At 60.0% G+C, this 18,765-nt stretch carries 16 protein-coding genes; all 16 read right to left on the bottom strand.

Translation table 11 applies throughout. The features are described 5' to 3' along the window. Positions 1–30: 30 nt before the first annotated feature. Complete coding sequence (locus tag P2W41_RS12950; RefSeq protein ID WP_292893313.1) at positions 31–1,491, bottom strand: HAMP domain-containing sensor histidine kinase; 1,461 nt, start codon at positions 1,489–1,491, stop codon at positions 31–33. Beyond that, positions 1,491–2,162 (bottom strand): response regulator transcription factor, encoded by a 672-nt coding sequence (locus P2W41_RS12955; protein WP_292893311.1) that lies wholly within the window; start codon positions 2,160–2,162, stop codon positions 1,491–1,493. Before P2W41_RS12955 ends, P2W41_RS12950 begins: the two co-directional genes overlap by 1 nt. 104 nt (positions 2,163–2,266) lie before the next feature. Further along, positions 2,267–3,805 (bottom strand): DegQ family serine endoprotease, encoded by a 1,539-nt coding sequence (locus P2W41_RS12960; RefSeq protein ID WP_404933344.1) that lies wholly within the window; start codon positions 3,803–3,805, stop codon positions 2,267–2,269. A gap of 153 nt (positions 3,806–3,958) precedes the next feature. Further along, positions 3,959–5,191: a bifunctional alpha/beta hydrolase/OsmC family protein gene (locus P2W41_RS12965; RefSeq protein WP_292893306.1), complete on the bottom strand. Its 1,233-nt coding sequence runs from the start codon at positions 5,189–5,191 to the stop codon at positions 3,959–3,961. 97 nt (positions 5,192–5,288) lie between these two features. Then, on the bottom strand, positions 5,289–5,765 hold the full coding sequence (locus P2W41_RS12970) for a cytochrome c-type biogenesis protein CcmH (RefSeq protein WP_404933345.1): 477 nt from the start codon (positions 5,763–5,765) through the stop codon (positions 5,289–5,291). Then, positions 5,762–7,747: a heme lyase CcmF/NrfE family subunit gene (locus tag P2W41_RS12975; protein ID WP_404933346.1), complete on the bottom strand. Its 1,986-nt coding sequence runs from the start codon at positions 7,745–7,747 to the stop codon at positions 5,762–5,764. The genes P2W41_RS12970 and P2W41_RS12975 overlap by 4 nt, the downstream gene beginning before the upstream one ends. A 56-nt stretch (positions 7,748–7,803) precedes the next feature. Next, positions 7,804–8,238 (bottom strand): cytochrome c maturation protein CcmE, encoded by a 435-nt coding sequence (ccmE, locus tag P2W41_RS12980; protein WP_404933347.1) that lies wholly within the window; start codon positions 8,236–8,238, stop codon positions 7,804–7,806. A 7-nt stretch (positions 8,239–8,245) separates the two neighbouring features. Beyond that, positions 8,246–9,367 (bottom strand): c-type cytochrome biogenesis protein CcmI, encoded by a 1,122-nt coding sequence (gene ccmI / locus P2W41_RS12985; protein ID WP_404933348.1) that lies wholly within the window; start codon positions 9,365–9,367, stop codon positions 8,246–8,248. 108 nt (positions 9,368–9,475) lie between these two features. Then, entirely contained in the window at positions 9,476–9,913 is a 438-nt protein-coding gene (locus tag P2W41_RS12990; RefSeq protein WP_292893292.1) for an RT0821/Lpp0805 family surface protein, read from the bottom strand. 80 nt (positions 9,914–9,993) lie between these two features. After that, positions 9,994–11,412, bottom strand: a complete 1,419-nt coding sequence (locus tag P2W41_RS12995) for an ATP-binding protein (RefSeq protein WP_404933349.1) — start codon at positions 11,410–11,412, stop codon at positions 9,994–9,996. Positions 11,413–11,423: 11 nt separating this feature from the next. Beyond that, positions 11,424–12,095, bottom strand: coding sequence for a response regulator transcription factor (locus P2W41_RS13000; protein WP_292893288.1), 672 nt, complete (start codon positions 12,093–12,095; stop codon positions 11,424–11,426). Positions 12,096–12,557: 462 nt separating this feature from the next. Further along, a complete protein-coding gene (locus tag P2W41_RS13005; protein ID WP_292893286.1) occupies positions 12,558–12,764 on the bottom strand; it encodes a hypothetical protein in 207 nt (68 codons plus the stop codon). Positions 12,765–12,802: 38 nt separating this feature from the next. Then, positions 12,803–16,765, bottom strand: a complete 3,963-nt coding sequence (locus P2W41_RS13010) for a glycoside hydrolase/phage tail family protein (RefSeq protein WP_404933350.1) — start codon at positions 16,763–16,765, stop codon at positions 12,803–12,805. Positions 16,766–16,771: 6 nt separating this feature from the next. Beyond that, complete coding sequence (locus P2W41_RS13015) at positions 16,772–17,239, bottom strand: NlpC/P60 family protein (RefSeq protein WP_292893280.1); 468 nt, start codon at positions 17,237–17,239, stop codon at positions 16,772–16,774. After that, positions 17,236–18,126 (bottom strand): DUF2163 domain-containing protein, encoded by an 891-nt coding sequence (locus tag P2W41_RS13020; protein WP_292893278.1) that lies wholly within the window; start codon positions 18,124–18,126, stop codon positions 17,236–17,238. Before P2W41_RS13020 ends, P2W41_RS13015 begins: the two co-directional genes overlap by 4 nt. Further along, on the bottom strand, positions 18,123–18,764 hold the full coding sequence (locus tag P2W41_RS13025) for a TIGR02217 family protein (RefSeq protein WP_404933351.1): 642 nt from the start codon (positions 18,762–18,764) through the stop codon (positions 18,123–18,125). The genes P2W41_RS13020 and P2W41_RS13025 overlap by 4 nt, the downstream gene beginning before the upstream one ends. Position 18,765 lies beyond the last annotated feature (1 nt).

Genomic DNA, 18,765 nt, shown 5'->3' on the forward strand with positions numbered 1-18,765 from the left:
CGGTCAAGCAAGTCCGCTCGCCCGGCCACGTCAGTCGGAGGCTTCACGCTTCCTGAAGACCGTTTCAACTTTCCGTTTCGACGCTTCGGCTGGAAAGACCATTGTCACGACGAGACCGGGCTCGTTATCGGCCAGTTCGAGACGCCCACCATGGAATGTCATGACAGCCTTGGCAAGGCTGAGACCGAGGCCGGAACCCGGCTGGGTGCGGCTTTCCTCAAGGCGTACGAAGCGTTCGGTCACGCGGCGACGGTCCGCGTCGGGAACACCTGGACCATTGTCCCGCACCGTCAGTCGAATCTCGGAAGGTCCGCTTTGCAGGGAAACCCGCACAGCCGGATTCTCGCCAAACCCCGCTGAATACTTGATCGCGTTATCGACGATGTTCGACAAGGCCTGCCCGACGAGTTCACGATTGCCCTGCAGGGTCACGGCTTCGTTGACCTCGGCTTCAAGCGCCACGCCCTGTTCCTCGGCAAGGGCTTCGTAGAGCTCGACCACGTCTGCGAGAATAGCTCGCAGATCAATGGTCGAGGTGGCTTCTGCTGAATACCCTGCCTCCAGCCGTGAAATCATCAAAATGGCGTTGAAGGTGCGGATAAGCTGGTCGGATTCGGCAATGGTCCGCTCTAGCGCGGCACGATAATCCGCCGTTTCTGGCTTCCCAGCAAGCGCGGCTTCCGCTCTGTTGCGCAGACGCGTCAATGGCGTCTTGAGATCATGGGCGATGTTGTCGGAGACCTCGCGCAGCCCTTCGTTCAATGCGGCGATACGATCCAGCATCTTGTTCAGATTGTCGGAAAGACGATCAAACTCGTCACCAGCTCCCGAAACAGGCAGCCGCCGGCTCAGATCACCACCCATAATGCTACGGCTCGCCTCGGACACGCGGTCAATGCGCTTCAGCGCGCGCCGTCCGACGAAATACCAGATCAGCAGCGCACCCGCGCACATGATGGCAAGCGTGACCACAAGGGCGCGCTGCATCACGCTGCGGAATTTTTCAGGTTCGCCCAGATCGCGCCCGACCATGACGATGATCTGGTTGGGCAGACGGAAGACGACCGCCATCGCCCTGTGCTCACCGCTGTTTGCGCGTGGTTCGAGGCGGGCTTCTCCCTCCCCAAAGCGGCTGTAGGTGAAAGGCCTCTCCGTCCACCCCATCACGTCAAGAACGCCAGGCTGCAGGCTTTCCACGTTGCCGGAGAGAATCCGCCCATTCGCGTCGGCGAGGAGATAGAGATTCGCGCCGGGCTGCCGCGCGCGCGATTCTATGACCCGAACGAGGAACGGCAACCCGCCCCGACGGTAGGCGCGATCGAGACCGCGCACCTCCTCATTGATCGCTTCGCGTGTCTGGGTGACAAGCATACGGGCCGAAAGCGAGGTCATGTAGATGACCAGAAACGTGGCGCAGACGGCGAAGAGAATGAGATACAGCGCGGAGAGGCGCGCTGCGGTCGTGTTGAGAATAGACAGAAGCCGCGCCATCAGTCCTTCAGCATGTAGCCGGCGCCTCGCACCGTGTGCAGCAGTGGCTTGTCGAAGCCTTTCTCTATCTTGCCGCGCAGGCGAGAGATATGAACGTCGATCACATTGGTCTGCGGGTCAAAATGATAATCCCAGACATTCTCCAGAAGCATGGTCCGGGTTACCACCTGTCCGGCATGGCGCATCATGTATTCTAGAAGACGGAATTCGCGCGGCTGAAGGATGATTTCCTGGCCGGCGCGGCGTACCGTGTGTGACAGTCGATCAAGCTCGAGGTCGCCGACATTGTAAACGGTTTCGACATCCTTGGTCCCCGCCCGCCGGCGCAACACTTCGATGCGTGCGAGCAACTCGGAGAAGGCGTAGGGCTTGGTCAGATAGTCATCGCCACCCGCGCGCAGGCCGGTCACGCGGTCATCGACCTCTCCAAGTGCTGAAAGGATGAGCGCGGGCGTATCGTTGCCGCCCTCCCGCAGCTCGGCGATGATGGAAAGACCGTCACGGCGCGGCAGCATGCGATCAACGACGAAGACATCATAGCTGCCTGTTTCGGCCATGGTGAAACCGCTATCGCCATCGCGGGCAATGTCTGCGGTGTGACCTGCTTCGGCAAAAGCGTTCTTAAGATAGTCCGCCGCTTCCCGATCATCCTCTATGACAAGAATCTTCATACGGTCGTTATAACCCGTTCAGCGCTAAAACGTCTTCCCGAAAGACCGGGACAAAGCCCGGCTCCCCCGGAGAAGCCGCGAGGGGAGCCGGATTTTACAGATGATCAGCCTTCGCTGGTTGGAAGGGCGACAAAGCGGCTCGCATCGTCGCGCTCGATCTGCACAAGAACGGCCTTGCGACCGGCTTTCACTGCAGCAGCAACGGCGTTTTCGACATCCTTGCCCGTTTTGACTGTCTGGGAATTGACGGTGCGAATGATATCGCCGGGGCGGATACCGCGGTCATCCGCCGGGCTGTCGGGTTCCACATCCGTAACGACCAGACCATTGCCATCCTCTGCCGGCGTGACCTTCAGACCGAATTGTGCATCCATCGTGCCCGACTGAGAGCCACCGCGCGCTGATGCCACCGTCTCGACGCCCGGCATCTCGGCAAGCGTGACCTTGACGGTCTCGGTCTCGCCGTCACGCCAAAGCGTCACATCGACCTCATTGCCCGGCGCAAAACCGGCGATCAGACGCGCCAGTTCTTTTGGCGAAGAGACCGGCTTGTCGTCCACGGCGATGATGATGTCGCCGGAGCGGATTCCGGCCCTGGCTGCTGGCTCGCCTTCCTGCGCATCGGCGACCAGCGCGCCTTTTTCTTCGTCAAGACCGACAGATTCGGCGATATCCCTGGAGACCGGCTGGATCTGGACACCGAGCCAACCACGCTCAACCGTACCGTCCTCGATCAGATCGCCAACGACCTGTTTTGCCACAGAGGCCGGAATGGCGAACGCAATGCCGACATTGCCGCCCGATGGCGAAAAGATTGCCGTGTTGATGCCAACGACTTCACCACTGAGATTGAAGGCCGGGCCACCGGAGTTACCACGGTTTACCGCCGCGTCAATCTGGATGAAATCGTCATAGGGGCCGGCGCCGATATCGCGGCCACGCGCAGAAACAATACCAGCCGTTACGGTGCCGCCAAGGCCAAAGGGATTGCCGACGGCAACCACCCAGTCACCTACCCGGACCTTCTCGTCATCGGCAAAATCGACATAGGTGAACTTGCGTTCCTCTTCGACTTTCAGAACGGCAAGGTCGGTGCGCGGGTCGGTTCCGACGAGCTTGGCGTCGATCTCCGTGCCGTCATCCATGACGACGGTAAAGTTGCTGCCACCATCGACGACATGATTGTTCGTAACCAGATAACCGTCCTCGGAAATGAAGAAACCGGATCCCTGCGAGACAGGACGGGGGCGGCGACGCTCGGAGCGGCGATCCTGCTCAAATCCGCGATCACCGCGGAACTCCCGGAAAAAGCGCTTTAGCGGGTGCCCGTCCGGCAGCTCTTCAAAGCCCGGCATTTCGAACAAACCCGGACCGCCACGGTTCGAAGTCATCTCCACATCGGCCTTCACCCGTACGCTGACGACAGCGGGCGATACCTTTTCCACGATATCTGCGAAGCTTGGAGCCTGAACTGGCTGATCAAGTCGAACCGCTTCCGCCATGACCGGTGCCGTGCCGCTCGTGACGGCACCCAGCCCTATCGCTCCGGCGATTGCGACAGACGCGATGGTCGCCATCAGGCGCCCCCGCCTGCCACCGATAATGCCTTTCTCCGATGCCTTGTTTTCCGCGTCGTGATGCATAGCAACCTGTCCTCTTGGAAAAATTTCACTTCAGCGCGCAAACGCGTATTGAGTTGGCGCGCAAAGGCGTGTTGGGTGAAGACATAGCGATCCACACATTACAACGCCATTTCCAGCCGATGAAATTTTCGTAATGTTTGGGCCGATTTCTTCTCACGTGTCCCCGCGCACGGCGGTGTGAACGTGAACGAGGCTCTCGAGCGTTCTGTGGACCGGGCATTTGCCGGCAATTTCGATCAGTTTGTCGCGATTTTCGGGCGATACAGCCTTCTCCACATCGATTACGCGCTCGAATCTATCAATGCGTCCCTGTGCCTTCGCCGCGTCGGAACAATCCTCGCAATCCCTGGCGTGAATCTTCTTATGGGAGACGTCGACACTGATGCGTCCAAGGTCCAGCTTCTTGCGCTCGGCGTAGAGGCGCAACGTCATCGTGGTGCAGGCGCCAAGGGCTATGGAAAGAAAATCATAAGGCGAAGGCCCCGTATCCAGTCCGCCAAAACTCACCGGTTCATCGGCGAAGAGGCGATGTCTGCCGGCCTGTACGGCATTCTGGAAAGTACCCTGCCCCGTCTCCATGACGCGCACATGCTCGATCGGCACTTCGCCCTGCGGTTCGTCGCCCGGCAGATAGCGCGAAAGCCAGCCGCACATCGCACTCGCGGCAAAGGCGGCATCCTCAGGGTTTGTCAGCAGGTGGTCACCCTGATCCAGTGAGATATAGCTTTTGGGGTGTTTCGCCGCGAGAAAAATCTGCGTCGCATTGTCAATCCCGACAATCTCGTCAAGCGGAGCATGGAGGATGAGAAGCGGTTTATGCATCCCGGCAACGGCATCGAGAACTCTGTGTGACCGCACATCCTCGACAAACTGCTTCTTTACGCGGAACGCCCGGCCGCCCAGTGAGACTTCCGCTTCGCCGTCCTGCTGGATATCTTCCAGCGAAGTGCCCAGATTCTTCAGCACGTGCGCCGTATCGGAAGGCGCGCCAATGGTCGCAACCGCCTTCACCGAGGCCAGTTTTCCGGCAATGGCAAGGACAGCCGCTCCACCAAGCGAATGGCCGATCAGCACGGACGGTGCTTCATAATGCGCTTCAAGGAAGGCTGCCGCGCTGACCAGATCTTCGAGATTGGTGGAGAAGTTGGTCGATGCGAACTCTCCGTCGCTGGACCCCAGACCAGTGAAGTCAAAGCGCAGTACGGCGATCCCAGCACGCGCCAGTTCGGCGGCAATGCGCCGCGCCGCGAGCAGATCCTTCGAGCAGGTAAAACAGTGCGCGAAAAGCGCATAGGCTCTGATCGGTCCGTTGGGCAAATCGAGCCGGGCGGCAAGATCCGCGCCAGAGTGGCCTTTGAACGTGAGCTTCTGGGTTATCGCCGTCATGGGGTCCCTTTCGCATGTATCCCGATCCTGCCGTCTGGCAGCCCGGTTTCAGGCTAAGTGGATCCGGTTCCCCCGTACAGGTTTGTGAGCAGGAAACTCATTCACCTTCGTTCAAGATTTGGTCAAGGCGCTTCTTCTCCTCCGCGCTCAGGCTCGAAACAGCGCCGCCGGTCATTCTGCGCCGCGCACTGGTGACAATCAGGACGCCCCCCACCACCAGCAATATCACCGGGGTGCCCCAAAGCAGCGCGTTGCGATAGCTGAACCGTGGTTTCAGGAGAACGAACTCCCCATAGCGATCCACCACATAGGCGATCACCTCCTCGTTGCTGTCGCCTGCCTTCAGGCGATCGCGTACGAGAACCCGCAGATCCCGAGCAAGCTCTGCATCCGAATCGTCAATTGACTGGTTTTGGCAAACCATGCACCGCAATTCGGTAGAGAGCTCACGCGCCCGAGCCTCAAGCACCGGGTCATTGAGAATCTCGTCAGGCTGGACCGCCGCGGCAGGCTGCAGTGCCAGGTGCAAGACCCCCGAGGCAGCGACGAGCACGCCAATGATCAATCTCCTCATGCCACTCCACCCTGCACCGCCGGCTTTCTGCGCGGCATCGGCGCGCCGACCCGCAATCGGCGATCGAGAAGCGACACGGTCCCGCCCACCATCATCACGAGGGAGCCGAGCCAGATCAGCGTGACCATGGGCTTCCACCAGATGCGCACGACGATCTTGCCGTTGGGGGTCTGATCGCCAAGGGAAACATAAAGCTGGCTCAGGCCCAGCGTTCTGATGCCAGCCTCAGTGGTCGGCATTTGGCGGGCTGTGTAAAGGCGTTTGGAGGACACCACCTCGCCCAGAGATTTTCCGGTCACCCGGGACAGGACGAAGGTTGCCTGGTCTTCCGTGAAATTCGGCCCGGTGAAGGGTCGCAGGCTGTCGAACCGTAGATTGTATCCCTCAATTTCGACGGTTTCACCTGGCTGCATCGCTGCGATGCGTTCGGTTTCCAAGGTTGTCACGGAAATGATGCCTATTGTGGTCAGCCCTATACCGGCATGTGCGAGCGCTGTTCCAAACACCGAGCGCGGCAGACCTTTGAAACGGCTGAAAACCACGGACGGCGCAGCCTTGCCAAAACCGGATTTGACGACGAGATCGGTCAACGCACCCAGCACCAGCCAGACCCCCAGTCCGATACCCAGCGCTGCCAGAACCGAAGCCCCATCAACCATAACGAAAGCAAGGAGCGCAACCACGAGCGCAGCACCAAAGGCCCAGAAGAGCCGTTGAGACACGGCCCATATGTCGCCACGCTTCCAGGCAAGAAGCGGGCCAAAGGGCACGATCACCAGGAGAGGAAGGATAAGGGGACCAAAGGTGAGATTGAAAAACGGCGCTCCGACGGAAATCTTGTCGCCGGTCACGGCCTCGACCAGAAGCGGGTAAAGCGTGCCGATCAACACCGTTGCCGTCGCCGTCGTCAGAACCAGATTGTTGAGGACCAGGGCCCCTTCCCGCGAGATCGGCTGAAAGAGGCCGCCCGGCGTCAGCGTCGCCGCTCTCCAGGCAAAAAGCGCCAACGATCCGCCAATGAACAGCACGAGAATCCCGAGAATGAAAACGCCGCGTGCCGGATCCGTGGCAAAGGCATGGACGGAGGTCAGTACCCCCGAACGGACCAAAAACGTTCCCAGAAGCGACAGTGAGAATGTCAGGATCGCGAGCAGGACCGTCCAGATTTTCAGCGCCGACCGCTTCTCCATCACCAGAGCGGAGTGAAGCAGCGCCGTACCTCCGAGCCACGGCAGCAGGGAGGCGTTTTCGACCGGATCCCAAAACCAGAAGCCTCCCCAGCCGAGCTCGTAATAGGCCCAGTAGGAACCCATCGCGATGCCTCCGGTCAAAAACATCCAGGCCGCCAGCGTCCACGGCCGCACCCAACGAGCCCAGGCCGCATCAAGCCGGCCTTCGATCAGAGCAGCGATGGCAAAGGAAAACGCGACGGAAAAACCGACATAGCCGAGATAAAGCAGAGGTGGATGAACGGCGAGGCCGATGTCCTGCAGGATGGGGTTGAGATCACGCCCTTCCATCGGCGCCGGGTCGAGACGGGCAAACGGGTTGGACGTCGCCAGAATGAATATCATGAAGGCACAGCTGATCGCGCCCTGTACCCCGAGCACATTGGCACGCAGCGACAGAGGAAGGTTACGCCCGAAAACCGCCACCAGTGCACCGAAAAAAACAAGGATCAGAACCCACAGGAGCATCGACCCCTCATGGTTCCCCCATGTACCGGTGATCTTGTAGAGAAGCGGCTTGGCCGAATGCGAATTCTCCCAGACGTTCAATACGGAAAAATCTGACTGGATATAGGCAGAGGTCAGCGCCATGAAGGACAGCGCCACCAGCATGAAGTTGGTCAGGGCCGCCGGCTCACCCACGCGCATCAGCGTGTCGTTTTTGAACTGCGCCCCAATGATGGGTACCGTCATTTGAACAAGCGCCAGCGCGAAGGCGAGGACAAGGGCAAAATGACCGAGTTCAATGCTCATTGTGTCATCCACTCCAATCGATCCGTTCCGGCTGGTCCTGACGCGTTACAACTGCGTCAGTTTTCCTGCCAGACACCCTTTTCCTTGAGACTGTCGGCCACTTCGCGCGGCATGTAATTCTCGTCATGCTTGGCTAGCACGGTATCGGCAACAAAGATCTGGCTGCCGTCGAATACACCCTCGGTGACCACACCCTGCTCCTCGCGAAAAAGGTCGGGCAGGATGCCATTGTAGCGCACCGTCACCGTATCGCTCCCATCGGTCACCGCAAAGCGCACATGGGTATCATCAAAGCGCTCAATCGATCCCTTTTCCACGAGACCGCCAAGACGGATGCGCTGGCCGGCAGCAACCGGATTCTCAGCCAGATCGCCGGGCATGTAAAAATAGGAGGTCTGCTCGCCCAGAGCATAGAGTGTAAGCCCCGTGGCAGCTCCGAGAAAGCCGATGGCGCCTGCGATTATCGCCAGTCGTTTTTGTTTCCGTGTCACATCTAACCTATTCGATCGTCACGCCAAGATTGGCCGCGAACTCCTTCAGCTCGCCGGTTTCGGGAGTTTCGGCGCCGAATGCCGCCACGGCCCGCACAAGCGCTTCCTTCGCAGCGTCGGGACGCTGCAGCACAATGTATGAACGGATGAGACGCCGCCAGCCTTCCAGATCGGCAGGATTTTGACGCAATTTCTCGTCCAGCCCTTTCACCATGCCTTCAATCATCGCCTGACGATCGGTCTCGGAAAGGTCCGTGGCAGCAGCCACCTGGTCTTCACTTGGCCCGCGATCAGCAGCGCCCGCGCCTCCGGATTGCGCAATAGCCTGCTGCGCCGCCTCACGCCACGGCGAGGCCTCCGGAAGATCTTCCAGCATCCCGCGCCAGATCGTCTGCGCCTCCTCGGTTGCGCCTTCCTGAGCGCGCGACAGCCCGAGGAAGAAGCGCGCCTTCGGCTCCTTTGGGTCAAGATCAAGCGCTTGCTCGAAAACCTCCTCGGCCTCGGCTGTCACCATGCCCCGCGCAGCACCGACCATCGCCTCTCCCAGAGCCGCTTTCATGTCCGCTGTTTCGCCTGAAAGCCGCATGATGTTCTGCAGTGCAGTCTGCGCATCTGCGAAACGCCCCAGGCGCATGTAAACCGGCGCCAGCACCTGCCAGCCACGCGCATCGTCAGGATTGGTCGCCAGGTGCGTCTCTGCACGTGCGACCAATTCGTCGATCGACGCATCGGCGGGCTCGGCGGCTGTTCGCGCATGCAGAGGTTGCGCAGGCATGTCAGGTGACCCGGTGAGCACATAAAGCCCCCAGCTAACCAATGGAACTGCAAGAACCGAAGCTGCAGCCGTCAGCCGGGTGACGCGCCGGTTGGCCCTCTTCTCATTGCGACCATCAGCAGTCTCAGAGACCTGCAATATGCGGCGGCCGATCTCTGCGCGGGCCTGTTCGGCCTCCTGCTGGCCGATCAATCCCCGCTTCGCGTCACGGTCGACTTCCTCAAGCTGGTCGCGATAGACTTCGATATCATAAGCGCGTGCATCTTCGGTGGGTGCTTGCCGCATGGCAAAGGGTCGCAACACTGCGAAAGCGGCGACAAAGGTCAGAAGAGCTGCGAGGATCCAGAACAACATGGATCCTAAATAGCTGCCGGGGGACGTGCTGCCAACTCGGCGCACCTGCGGCCATTTGGCAAACTGGCCGACCCGCCTTCCCAAACCCCGAGTTTATCTCGGAAGATCTTATCCCAGCAGCATCCAGCTTCCATCCTCATTGCGGCACGCAGTTCCGCGCGCTTCGCGCGGCGTCCCGTTGATCTGGATGGTGTGCGTATATTGCCGGCAGTCCTGCGAGCCAACGCGGTAAGGCTGCGCCGCGCGCACGGTCCCGGTCCTGCCTGAACCGCTGTCCTGCCACGATACGTCCTGTCCCGCCGGTGTGCTTTCAAGTGCCTTGTACTCCGCCTCTATAGCGATGCGTTTCTGCCGACGTGACAATGCCGCGCCAAATTCCCCCCCAACGAGGCCGCCACCTTCCATGCCCAGTATGGCGGAACTGTCGGTTGCCGCCTGGGATGCCGCAAACTGATTGGGCTCTAGTTGCGCGCTCGACATGCCGCTGCTCAGGCAGCCGGACAAGATCGCGGAAAGCGCTACTGCAAGAACTGCTGAGAGTTTCATTGATACCAATGGTCCCCTGAGACACTTGTCGTTTGCAAGGCATTTAAAGCGTCGGTTTGGCCCAAATTGGGCAACTCTGCTCAACTGGCACTCTGGGCTTCCGCTCGTGGCAGGGCAACAACGACTTTGAGCCCACCAAGCGAAGATCGTTCCAAAGCGAGAGAACCACCATACTCTTCCACCAGATCCGCGACAATCGCAAGCCCGAGCCCGGTTCCGGGTTTGGTTTCATCGAGCCGTCGGCCCCGCTTCAATGCGTCCCGGGCTTTCTCTTCGGGAATACCCGGTCCGTCATCTTCAATGACAACAAGAATTCCGCGGCCGTCGCCTTCCAGCTCCCCGTCTCTAGCGGTGAGGCGAACGCGCGTTCTTGCCCATTTCATGGCGTTTTCCATCAGGTTGCCGCTGATTTCCTCCAGGTCTTCCCGCTCCCCGGCAAAGATCAGGGGATCATCGGGAAACTGCACTTCAAGGTCGATCGTGGGGTTCAGCTTGCCCATGACCCGCGCCATGCGCTCGAGCGATGCCTTGACCGATGTACGAAATGCAAGACTGTCGCGCTGGGCAGCCGCTCGGGCTCGCTGCAGATAATGATCAAGCTGTTGTTGCAGCGCGGTGGCTTGGGCGGTGATGAGCTTTCCCCGCTCGCCGCCGACCGCATGCCCCTCGTTCATGAGAACAGCGAGAGGCGTTTTCAGGGAATGGGCAAGATTGCCAACCTGCTTGCGTGAGCGCTCAACGATACGTCGATTGTTGTCAATGAGCGCATTCGTCTCATCCGCAAGCGATTCAATTTCAGTCGGGAACGGGCCCTCCAATCGCTGCGCAGAGCCTGCCCGAATATCCGACAAAGCCCGCTGAACACGGTTGAGGGGGCGCAAGCCGTAAAGAATGGCAAAAACATTGATGGCAATCATGCCGAGGCCGAATATTGCGAGATAACCGTAGAGCCTGCGAACGAACTGGCTGACCTCATCCTCCAACTCGCTTCGGTTCCCCATGACCCGAAAGCGAGCTACCTGCCCCTGTTCGCCCACAACCAGTTCCGCCTCTACCACCTCTATGGTCTCGCCGCCTGGTCCCATGGCCATATAGGTGCGCTGAAATCCGGCATTAAACGGTACATCATTGATGCTCGGCGAAGGGATGGCCATGACCATGGAGGGCGAGCGTATTGCGTTTCCCAGGTCGTTGGTTAGCGGCTCCACCGCCCAGTACCAGCCAGATTGGGGCTGCAGAAAACGCAGATCGTCGAGATTGGGCCTGCCCTGCAATGTACCGTCTTCAGCGGCGCCTACCGAGCCGATGACATTGTTGAGATAAGCAGACAGAACGCTATCGAAACCGCGCTCGGAAACCTGCCGAAACAAGGCTGAGATGATGGTTGCGATAACCACAAGTGCGATGACCGCCCAAAAGGAAGAGAAAGCGATGACACGGACCGCGAGCGAGCGTGTCACAATCCGCATGAGCCAGGACTGCTTCTGCTGATCCGCCATCGCCGGAGGGCCTAGCCAACCTCCGGTTCGCGCAATCGATACCCCATACCGCGTACCGTTTCGATCAGATCCACATCCCCGAGCTTCTTGCGCAGGCGGCCGACAAAAACCTCGATTGTGTTGGAATCCCTGTCAAAATCCTGATCATAAAGATGTTCGACGAGCTCCGTCCTTGAAACAACCGTGTCCCGGTGATGCATCAGATAGGCGAGCAGTCGGTATTCGTGGGAGGTCAGTTTCAGCGGCACCCCATCGACATCCGCTTTCGAGGCCCTGGTGTCGAGGCGCACCGGTCCGCAACGCAACTCCGTTGAAGCATGACCTGCTGCACGCCTGATGAGCGCGCGCAGACGCGCGAGCACCTCCTCGATATGAAACGGTTTCGTCACGTAGTCGTCGGCCCCGGCGTCAATGCCGGCCACCTTGTCGCTCCAGCGATCGCGGGCGGTGAGTATCAGAACGGGCATCTTGCGATCATCCTGGCGCCAGCGTTCCAGCACACTGATCCCGTCCATCTGCGGCAGACCGATATCGAGGACCACCGCGTCATAGGGCTCCGTGTCGCCGAGAAAGTGCCCCTCTTCGCCGTCAAACGCCTTGTCCACAACGTAGCCGGCGTCAGTCAGCGCTTCGCATATCTGCCGGTTCAGGTCCTTGTCGTCTTCGACAACGAGAATGCGCATGAACCCCTCAACATCGTTTGTTTCAAAATTCGTTTTTGTCGCCGCCGCCGTGCGACGTCAATTTGCGGGTACCACAAATTCCGCGCGCTTCGGGCGTTCCCCATTCCCCCCGGGGATCACGACCACAACCCTGCAGACCGTCTGTCCTCCGCGGTTCTCGGGTGTTGCCTGAACCAGCGTACCGCCATTTTGTGAGGCGACCCGCGAACCTACGGAGTAACAATCCACACCCGACTGGGCTGGAGATGCCGTGGGCCAGGCCGTCGCCGGCAAGAGAGCCAGTGCAACGAGGAAGCCGAGTTTATGTGCGCGATGCCAGAACATGTCTCCGATGTAACCTATCGAGGCTGAATAGGAAATGAACAGCATGTCATTTTACCCCTACCCAGCCCCGTATGACCACTTACCGGATACAGACAGGGCAGCGGTGTATCCCCCCGGTTTCACCGCTACTCCCGATTGTTATCGGATAAGGCTGCGGGCCTGAACCCGGCCGAAAATGGCGATCAGTCCGGAGACTGCTGTGACCGCCCGCAGAAGTTCATCAGACACGGCGGAACTGTCGATATCGCCCAATGGATAACCGAGCATGCTTGCAGCCGTGGCCGCGATTGTTACCATGGATGCCCAGATTGTGCGGGACAGGTACCAGGGTTTGCTGTCACTCATCGCTTTTCCTCTCTCTCTCTCTCTCTCTCGTTGAACACTCAACCTGCCAGGGTAATTGTCGCCGGTACTCCCGGGCCAACCCGCTCGCTTAGCTGGCGCACCAAGAAACGGATATCGGCTGGCGTCACCGCGAAATCCTCAGCCTTCATTTCAGGTGTGTAGGTCCAGTCAGCGCTCGTGGACGTGACGCTGCGCAGCACCGTTCCATTGTCGTCGGCAATGTCGATGCGATAGCGCTCACTTGCCTCGCCGAGGGGAACATCGTCTCCAAGCCAGCTATCGGCATCCGTGCGTCCGCGCCGTATCCAGGAAAGAAGCACCGCGCCCGTGGACGTTTCCCGAGCCCTGAGGTGGACCGGAGACAAAGGCGTCAGCGCTCTCAAACCACCTGTGCCCTGTGTCTGGAAGAAGCGCGTGCTGCCAAAGGCCTCACCGGCTGGCCCTATACGCCAATTTCGTTCAAGCCCGACCTCCGCCGCGCGCAGCCCCGCCGCCTGCACGGCCTGGTCAAGCAGGACAAACCCTGATCCTGCCGGTGCACCCGCCTGCATGGCGTCGTCGGTACCCAGTTGTCCCCGTAAAAGCCCGCCGAGCCGCCAGACCGATGGCTCGGTCTCTTCGGCGGTGGTGAACTGCAAAACCTCCCAAACTCCCGCCTGACTGAAAACGGCGGCCGCGTTTGCACCATTCACGAGCTGGGCCAGCGAAACACTCTCTAAAGCACCGGAAAGGAGTTCGACGGTAATTTCCCGGCTTCGGTCACGCCGTCCCGAGACACCGCTTCCGAGCCCCTCTTTGAGAAATCCGATAGTGGCGCGCTTTTCGATTCGGCTGCGCATTTCAAAGCCGCTTCCCTCGGGTGAGGCAAAAGCAACATGGCTGCTCCAGGGCGTAGAATGAACGGCGAGCCGAAACTGGTCTTGTGCGTCTTCCGTGTCCGGTTGCCAAGGCAGGTCCAGCATCAAAGCAAAGGCCGCGCTTTCCCCCTGCTCGACATTGTCGGTCGGGAGTGATGGCGCCGAGCCCGTCGCCGGCGGTGGATTTGCATGCACACGCCTTGCCTTTACCCGGCGCAGCAAACCGTCTTCCACTTCGGTGACGAGGTACCGGGCTGATCCCAAAACCTCCGGAAGGCGCAGGATCGTACCGGGCTCCACGTGATGTTCTGCAGGCGACAATGCGAAGCGGGCTTCCTCCCGCGCAGCCCATTGGCGCAGGAGCCATTCTTTCGCCTGCATCTCAGCTTCAGATGCTGTCAGCACACCTGGAAAACTCAGGAAATGGGTTCTCCGCCCCTTTGCGCCTATGTGCACCACACGCTTGGTGGCGGCCTGGTGGTCGCGCATCTCGTCGCGAAAATCCAAATGCAGTTCGGCAGGCAAGCCATGGTCGGGATCCCGCATCCGCTCGACCACCACGCCGTCGTCCTGCATCGCCAGTTCGGTGATCTCCTGCGTATCGTTCAATGCTGATCCCAGCGATCGGAAGTTGAGCTTTCCCTCGCGCTCACGGGCACCAATGCCGCAGACATCGAGTATCGGTTCGATCGCAGCCCGTGCGGTGGTCGGATTGACGACCATATAGCCGGCGACCCAACCGTCGGCATTCTCCGTTTCAGCTTTCTCCAGCCCATGATCGTCCAGTATGGCGTTGATCAGGTCCCCGGCCGTCGCGCTGCTTGCGCGACCATTGAGCCAATGCCCGGTGGCCCAGTTGTCACCGTCCCCCCAGACATCTCCAAGAATGGGAAACGCCGGGAAGGGACGCGCATCCCAGGCCCACAGGCTGAACATCTGCGGGTCGACCATGGGTGCCTGATAAATGGGAGAGACGGGGTTGTGCGGGCCCGTTTCGGCCCAGTAGTCAAAATGCGCCCCAAGCAGACGATGCTGGGCGAGGTCGGAGCGTCCGCCATTGGAGAAGTAAGGCAGCGCGTTTTCGGAGGACTTCAAGTCCGGAAACACATTCGGCTGGTTGGGCCCCTTGTCGACTGCGGGACAACCAAGCTCGGTAAAGATGATTGGCTTGGATGCAGGTACCCAGGCGGTCGGCAAAGCCTGTTCCACCCCGCCAGGTCTGTCGAAATGAGGGTTCGACCACCATGCAACAAGGTCTTTGTAACGGAACACCCACGGTTTCCCGTATGCCCCGTCGGTAATTGGGGTGCGGAGCCGGGCGCGTCTGTCTGCCTCGCTTGCATAATACCAGTCAAAGCCCTCGCCGGCGGCAATGTTTTCCTTGAGCTTCGCGGGATCGTAAGGCGCATAGAAGCCATCCGGGTTGCCGCCCGCATGGTCTTCGTCGCGCCAGTCGGACAGCGGCATGTAATTGTCGATACCCACCGCATCAATGGCATCATCCGCCCAAAGGGGGTCGAGGTGAAACAGGACGTCACCGCTGCCATCGGCAGGCTGATGCCCAAAATACTCGCTCCAGTCGGCACCATACGTAATCGTGGTTTGCGCTCCCACAAGCCCGCGTACTTCATTGGCCAAAACCCTTAGTCCCTCGACAAAGGGGAACTGACCGTTCTGGTCACGCAGCCGTGTCAATCCACGCAGTTCTGACCCGATCAGGAAGCCGTCCACACCGCCAGCCACGGCGGCCAGATGGGCGTAGTGGAGCAGAAACCGTCGATAGCCCCAGTCGTCCGGGTCACCGGTGAAGTCGACCGAATCATCTCCGGGCGTGTATGCGGTCGTGTCTGCACTGCCGAGCAAGGCAGTGATCTGTGCGTCTGCGGCTGCGGTCTTGTCTGCAGTGCCCGGACGCCCCGGCCCCGGGTGACATGTGACACGACCGCGCCAAGGGTAAACCGGTTGATGCGCCTCCCCGTCCGGACTGGGAAGAGTGTTCCCCGCAGGCACATCCATCATGATGAACGGATAGAGCCAGACCTTCAGCCCCCGCGCCCTGATCGCTCTGATCGCAGCGATCACCGTATGGTCGGAAGGGGTCCCCCCATAGGCGGCACCATGTTGGGTGTACGAAACGATCTGGGCATCCTTGCGCTCCAGGCTGGAAACCTCCCACTTTTCATTCCCCTCGCCGCCCGAAAGTTGCTCTATGAATAGCGGCGGCACGCCCATGAGTGTCCAGATTTCCTCCCAGTCCAGCGGATAGGTGCTGCTGTCATGAAAGGTAACCATGGGCTTGATCTGGCAGTGTCCTGCCCGCAGATCCGTCCCGAACCAGGAAACGACAAGCGAAATGCTCTTGAGGTTCGGCATCAGTGCCTGCAACTCGTCGAGCGAAGCTTCGATATCGCTATCTGCGACCCGGGTGTTACGGTTCACGATGGTGTGCTTGCCCGGGCTGCTGCGGACCTCGACAGCTGTCGGTGAAAGCCCGTACTCCGTGGACCCGGGGATAAGGGCCACAGAACCAATCTTCTCATTCAACGCGGCAACCGGCCGGAGCACTTCAAACTGAAGCTGCGGAATGCGTCGTCCATAATCATCGATCGGCATACGATCGATGACGACATAAGCGGTCCCCCGATAGGCTGGCGCGTTGCCCGCCCCCTGCTTTGCCTCGATCAGCGGATCGGGAGACTGGTCCTCGGTGCCACGATAAACCCGGATATTGACCTTGCTTTGATCCACCTCCTGCCCGTCGGCCCAGATGCGACGGACGCCGGCGATCTCCCCATCACAGATCGCAAAGGCAGCATTCGCGAAATACGAGTAGGTGGTCATCTTTGGCCCACCTTTGCCACCCTGGCGCTCCGTGGTGCTGGATTCTTCGAAACGCGTTGCCCAGATTAGCGTGCCGCCGGTGCGAACGGTTCCGTACAGTCTTGGCAAAGGGGAACCTTCTTCCCCGGAAAAAGGTCTCGCTGCGGAAAGGCGCGGCCCTTCATAGTGCTGCGCCCCTCCAAAGAGAGCCCGATCCACCATATAGCCGGCCAAAGCGCCAGCGGCGGTCCCCAGGGTCACGCCAACAGGGCCAAGAACGCCACCGATGAAAGCACCGGCGGCCTGCAAGACGAGTGTAGCCATGAACTTCTACTTTCCGGATATCGAGGATGCGGGCATTGGAAAGGCAAATACGCCTGCAATGCGCCTGCGCCATTGCGGTACGAGCGGTGAGACCACGACTGCGGCCCCCTCATAGGCGTGCACAAAGGCGTCCGCCGCCGTCATGATGCCGATATGCTTGGCCGGCAGGTGTGAACGCCAGCGAAACAGCACGATATCGCCCGGTTGAGGGTCATTCTGCACCCGTTCCAGGCAGTGTCGCCTGGCAGCGGCAAGGAGACGGTCTTCTCCGCAACACTCGGCCCAGTCAGCGCTATAAACACCCGGGTTCTCTGCCTCGCAGCCCAGGACGCTACGCCACACGCCACGCAACAGACCAAGGCAGTCGCAACCCACGCCCTTCCTGCTCGCCTGATGACGATAGGGCGTGCCGATCCAACTCGACGCTTCGTCCAGAATGGCGTCTCGCAGGGCCTCTTCCGTCGGATATATCATCTCACCAGAGCCTTGCCGTCGAAGATACCCTCGTCGCGCACATAATTGTAGGCCGCATCATCGCCGGGCAAATGCGGGAACCCGCGAAAGTTCAAGAAGTTTTCGAACTTCGCCTTGCAGGTGGCAAACTGCTTGTCACACCCCGCGACAACTGTGAAAGGGTCCCCCGTTTCTCCAGTCAGCGGCGCTTCGCGCCAGAGTGAGAGCCGGACCCCGCTCCCTGCCTTCACATGGGCGGTGATCCGTTCCTTGCGGCCTGATTGCGCGCCACCGGTCCAGGTGAGAACGCCGTTGTCGAACCAGCCAGCCTCAAAAGCATCGAGACCATTGACGACAAGAGCGTTTCCGTCCTCGGTGTCGAGGAGAGTGCCGCTGCCCGCAAAATGATCATCGTTCAGGTCCACCCCGCAGCGCTGGTCGCCCAGTTCGGCATCGCATCCGCGTCCCACGGTTCGCCCACTCGGCTGATCGAGCGCCCATGCCTCGCTCTCCAGTTCGGCGACGAAGCTCCCGTCCTGCCGCGTCACTTTGCCGATCACCGCAGCACGCAGTCTTTGAAACATCGACGGGTCCCGCCAGTTCACGAGCAGTGTCTCAACCCTTGCGCCATCGTAGAGGCCTGAGAGAATGTCCTCTTCCCGGATTTCCGATGCAGAGAGCGCTCCAGCCACGTCGACCGTATCGACCGAGAGCCCGAATGATGATCTGGCCTCGCTTGCGGTAAAACCCGTCTGCGGATCGAAGCTTGTGCCATCGCAGTGCAATTGCCTGTCATGATCCGTAAAACCAAGCACGACACCGTCGGACCGGCTCAATCGCCAGCAATGGCAGACGCTTGTGACCTCTCCCTGAATATGCGCTTTCAGTGCTTCGCCTGTTGAAGTCATGCAAGTATCTCCACCAGCGGGATCGTCGGAATTTGCCCTGCCTTGAAAGCGCTGAGGCTGACGGACAGTCTTTCAATATCGAAACGGACCGGCACGTCGAATTCGAACCCGGCCGTTACAATGGCGCCCTCAGCGGGCACGGCCTGAGGCTGAAACACCAGTTCTCCGGTAAGACTGTCGATTGCATAGTCGAGCGAGGTTTGCTGAAGTACACCGTCGACGGCGACAAGCACCGTAGCCGCGACGGGGTGGGTGATCGGGCGCTTCACCGCGTCGGGACCCTCACCATATGTCTTCACAAGCCCGAAGCGTGCCGCAACGCCGTCACCTGTGCCCACAATCTGATCATTTGCGGCCGGCGTTCCTGACGGCGCGCACGACTTCATGTCAAAAGGATCGCGAAACCGGTATCCGTGAAGCGAACCGCGCCGTGCCTCGAAGAATGCGATGACCTCATGCACATCGTCGAGCGAACGCAATCCCGTGCCAACGTCGTAATACCGCCGAGCCAGCGCCTGTCGCGCATTGCGCTTCTCGCGGCCAGACACCAGTTCCACGATTTCGTTACGTCGTTCCGGTCCTCCCGTGGCTCCAAACGAAATAGCCACGGGAAACCGCACATCGTGAAAGGCGTTCATG

The organism is Nitratireductor sp. L15S-10, assembly GCF_045011005.1.
Taxonomy (GTDB): domain Bacteria; phylum Pseudomonadota; class Alphaproteobacteria; order Rhizobiales; family Rhizobiaceae; genus Nitratireductor.

Coding starts and splice junctions, on each gene's coding strand:
- P2W41_RS13005 (WP_292893286.1), bottom strand. CDS start 12,764: ATGAGTGACAGCAAACCCTGGTACCTGTCCCGCACAATCTGGGCATCC.
- ccmI (WP_404933348.1), bottom strand. CDS start 9,367: ATGTTGTTCTGGATCCTCGCAGCTCTTCTGACCTTTGTCGCCGCTTTC.
- P2W41_RS13025 (WP_404933351.1), bottom strand. CDS start 18,764: ATGAACGCCTTTCACGATGTGCGGTTTCCCGTGGCTATTTCGTTTGGA.
- P2W41_RS12960 (WP_404933344.1), bottom strand. CDS start 3,805: ATGCATCACGACGCGGAAAACAAGGCATCGGAGAAAGGCATTATCGGT.
- P2W41_RS12950 (WP_292893313.1), bottom strand. CDS start 1,491: ATGGCGCGGCTTCTGTCTATTCTCAACACGACCGCAGCGCGCCTCTCC.
- P2W41_RS12970 (WP_404933345.1), bottom strand. CDS start 5,765: ATGAGGAGATTGATCATTGGCGTGCTCGTCGCTGCCTCGGGGGTCTTG.
- P2W41_RS12975 (WP_404933346.1), bottom strand. CDS start 7,747: ATGAGCATTGAACTCGGTCATTTTGCCCTTGTCCTCGCCTTCGCGCTG.
- P2W41_RS13000 (WP_292893288.1), bottom strand. CDS start 12,095: ATGCGCATTCTCGTTGTCGAAGACGACAAGGACCTGAACCGGCAGATA.
- P2W41_RS13010 (WP_404933350.1), bottom strand. CDS start 16,765: ATGGCTACACTCGTCTTGCAGGCCGCCGGTGCTTTCATCGGTGGCGTT.
- P2W41_RS12995 (WP_404933349.1), bottom strand. CDS start 11,412: ATGGCGGATCAGCAGAAGCAGTCCTGGCTCATGCGGATTGTGACACGC.
- P2W41_RS12955 (WP_292893311.1), bottom strand. CDS start 2,162: ATGAAGATTCTTGTCATAGAGGATGATCGGGAAGCGGCGGACTATCTT.
- P2W41_RS12990 (WP_292893292.1), bottom strand. CDS start 9,913: ATGAAACTCTCAGCAGTTCTTGCAGTAGCGCTTTCCGCGATCTTGTCC.
- P2W41_RS12965 (WP_292893306.1), bottom strand. CDS start 5,191: ATGACGGCGATAACCCAGAAGCTCACGTTCAAAGGCCACTCTGGCGCG.
- P2W41_RS13015 (WP_292893280.1), bottom strand. CDS start 17,239: ATGATATATCCGACGGAAGAGGCCCTGCGAGACGCCATTCTGGACGAA.
- P2W41_RS13020 (WP_292893278.1), bottom strand. CDS start 18,126: ATGACTTCAACAGGCGAAGCACTGAAAGCGCATATTCAGGGAGAGGTC.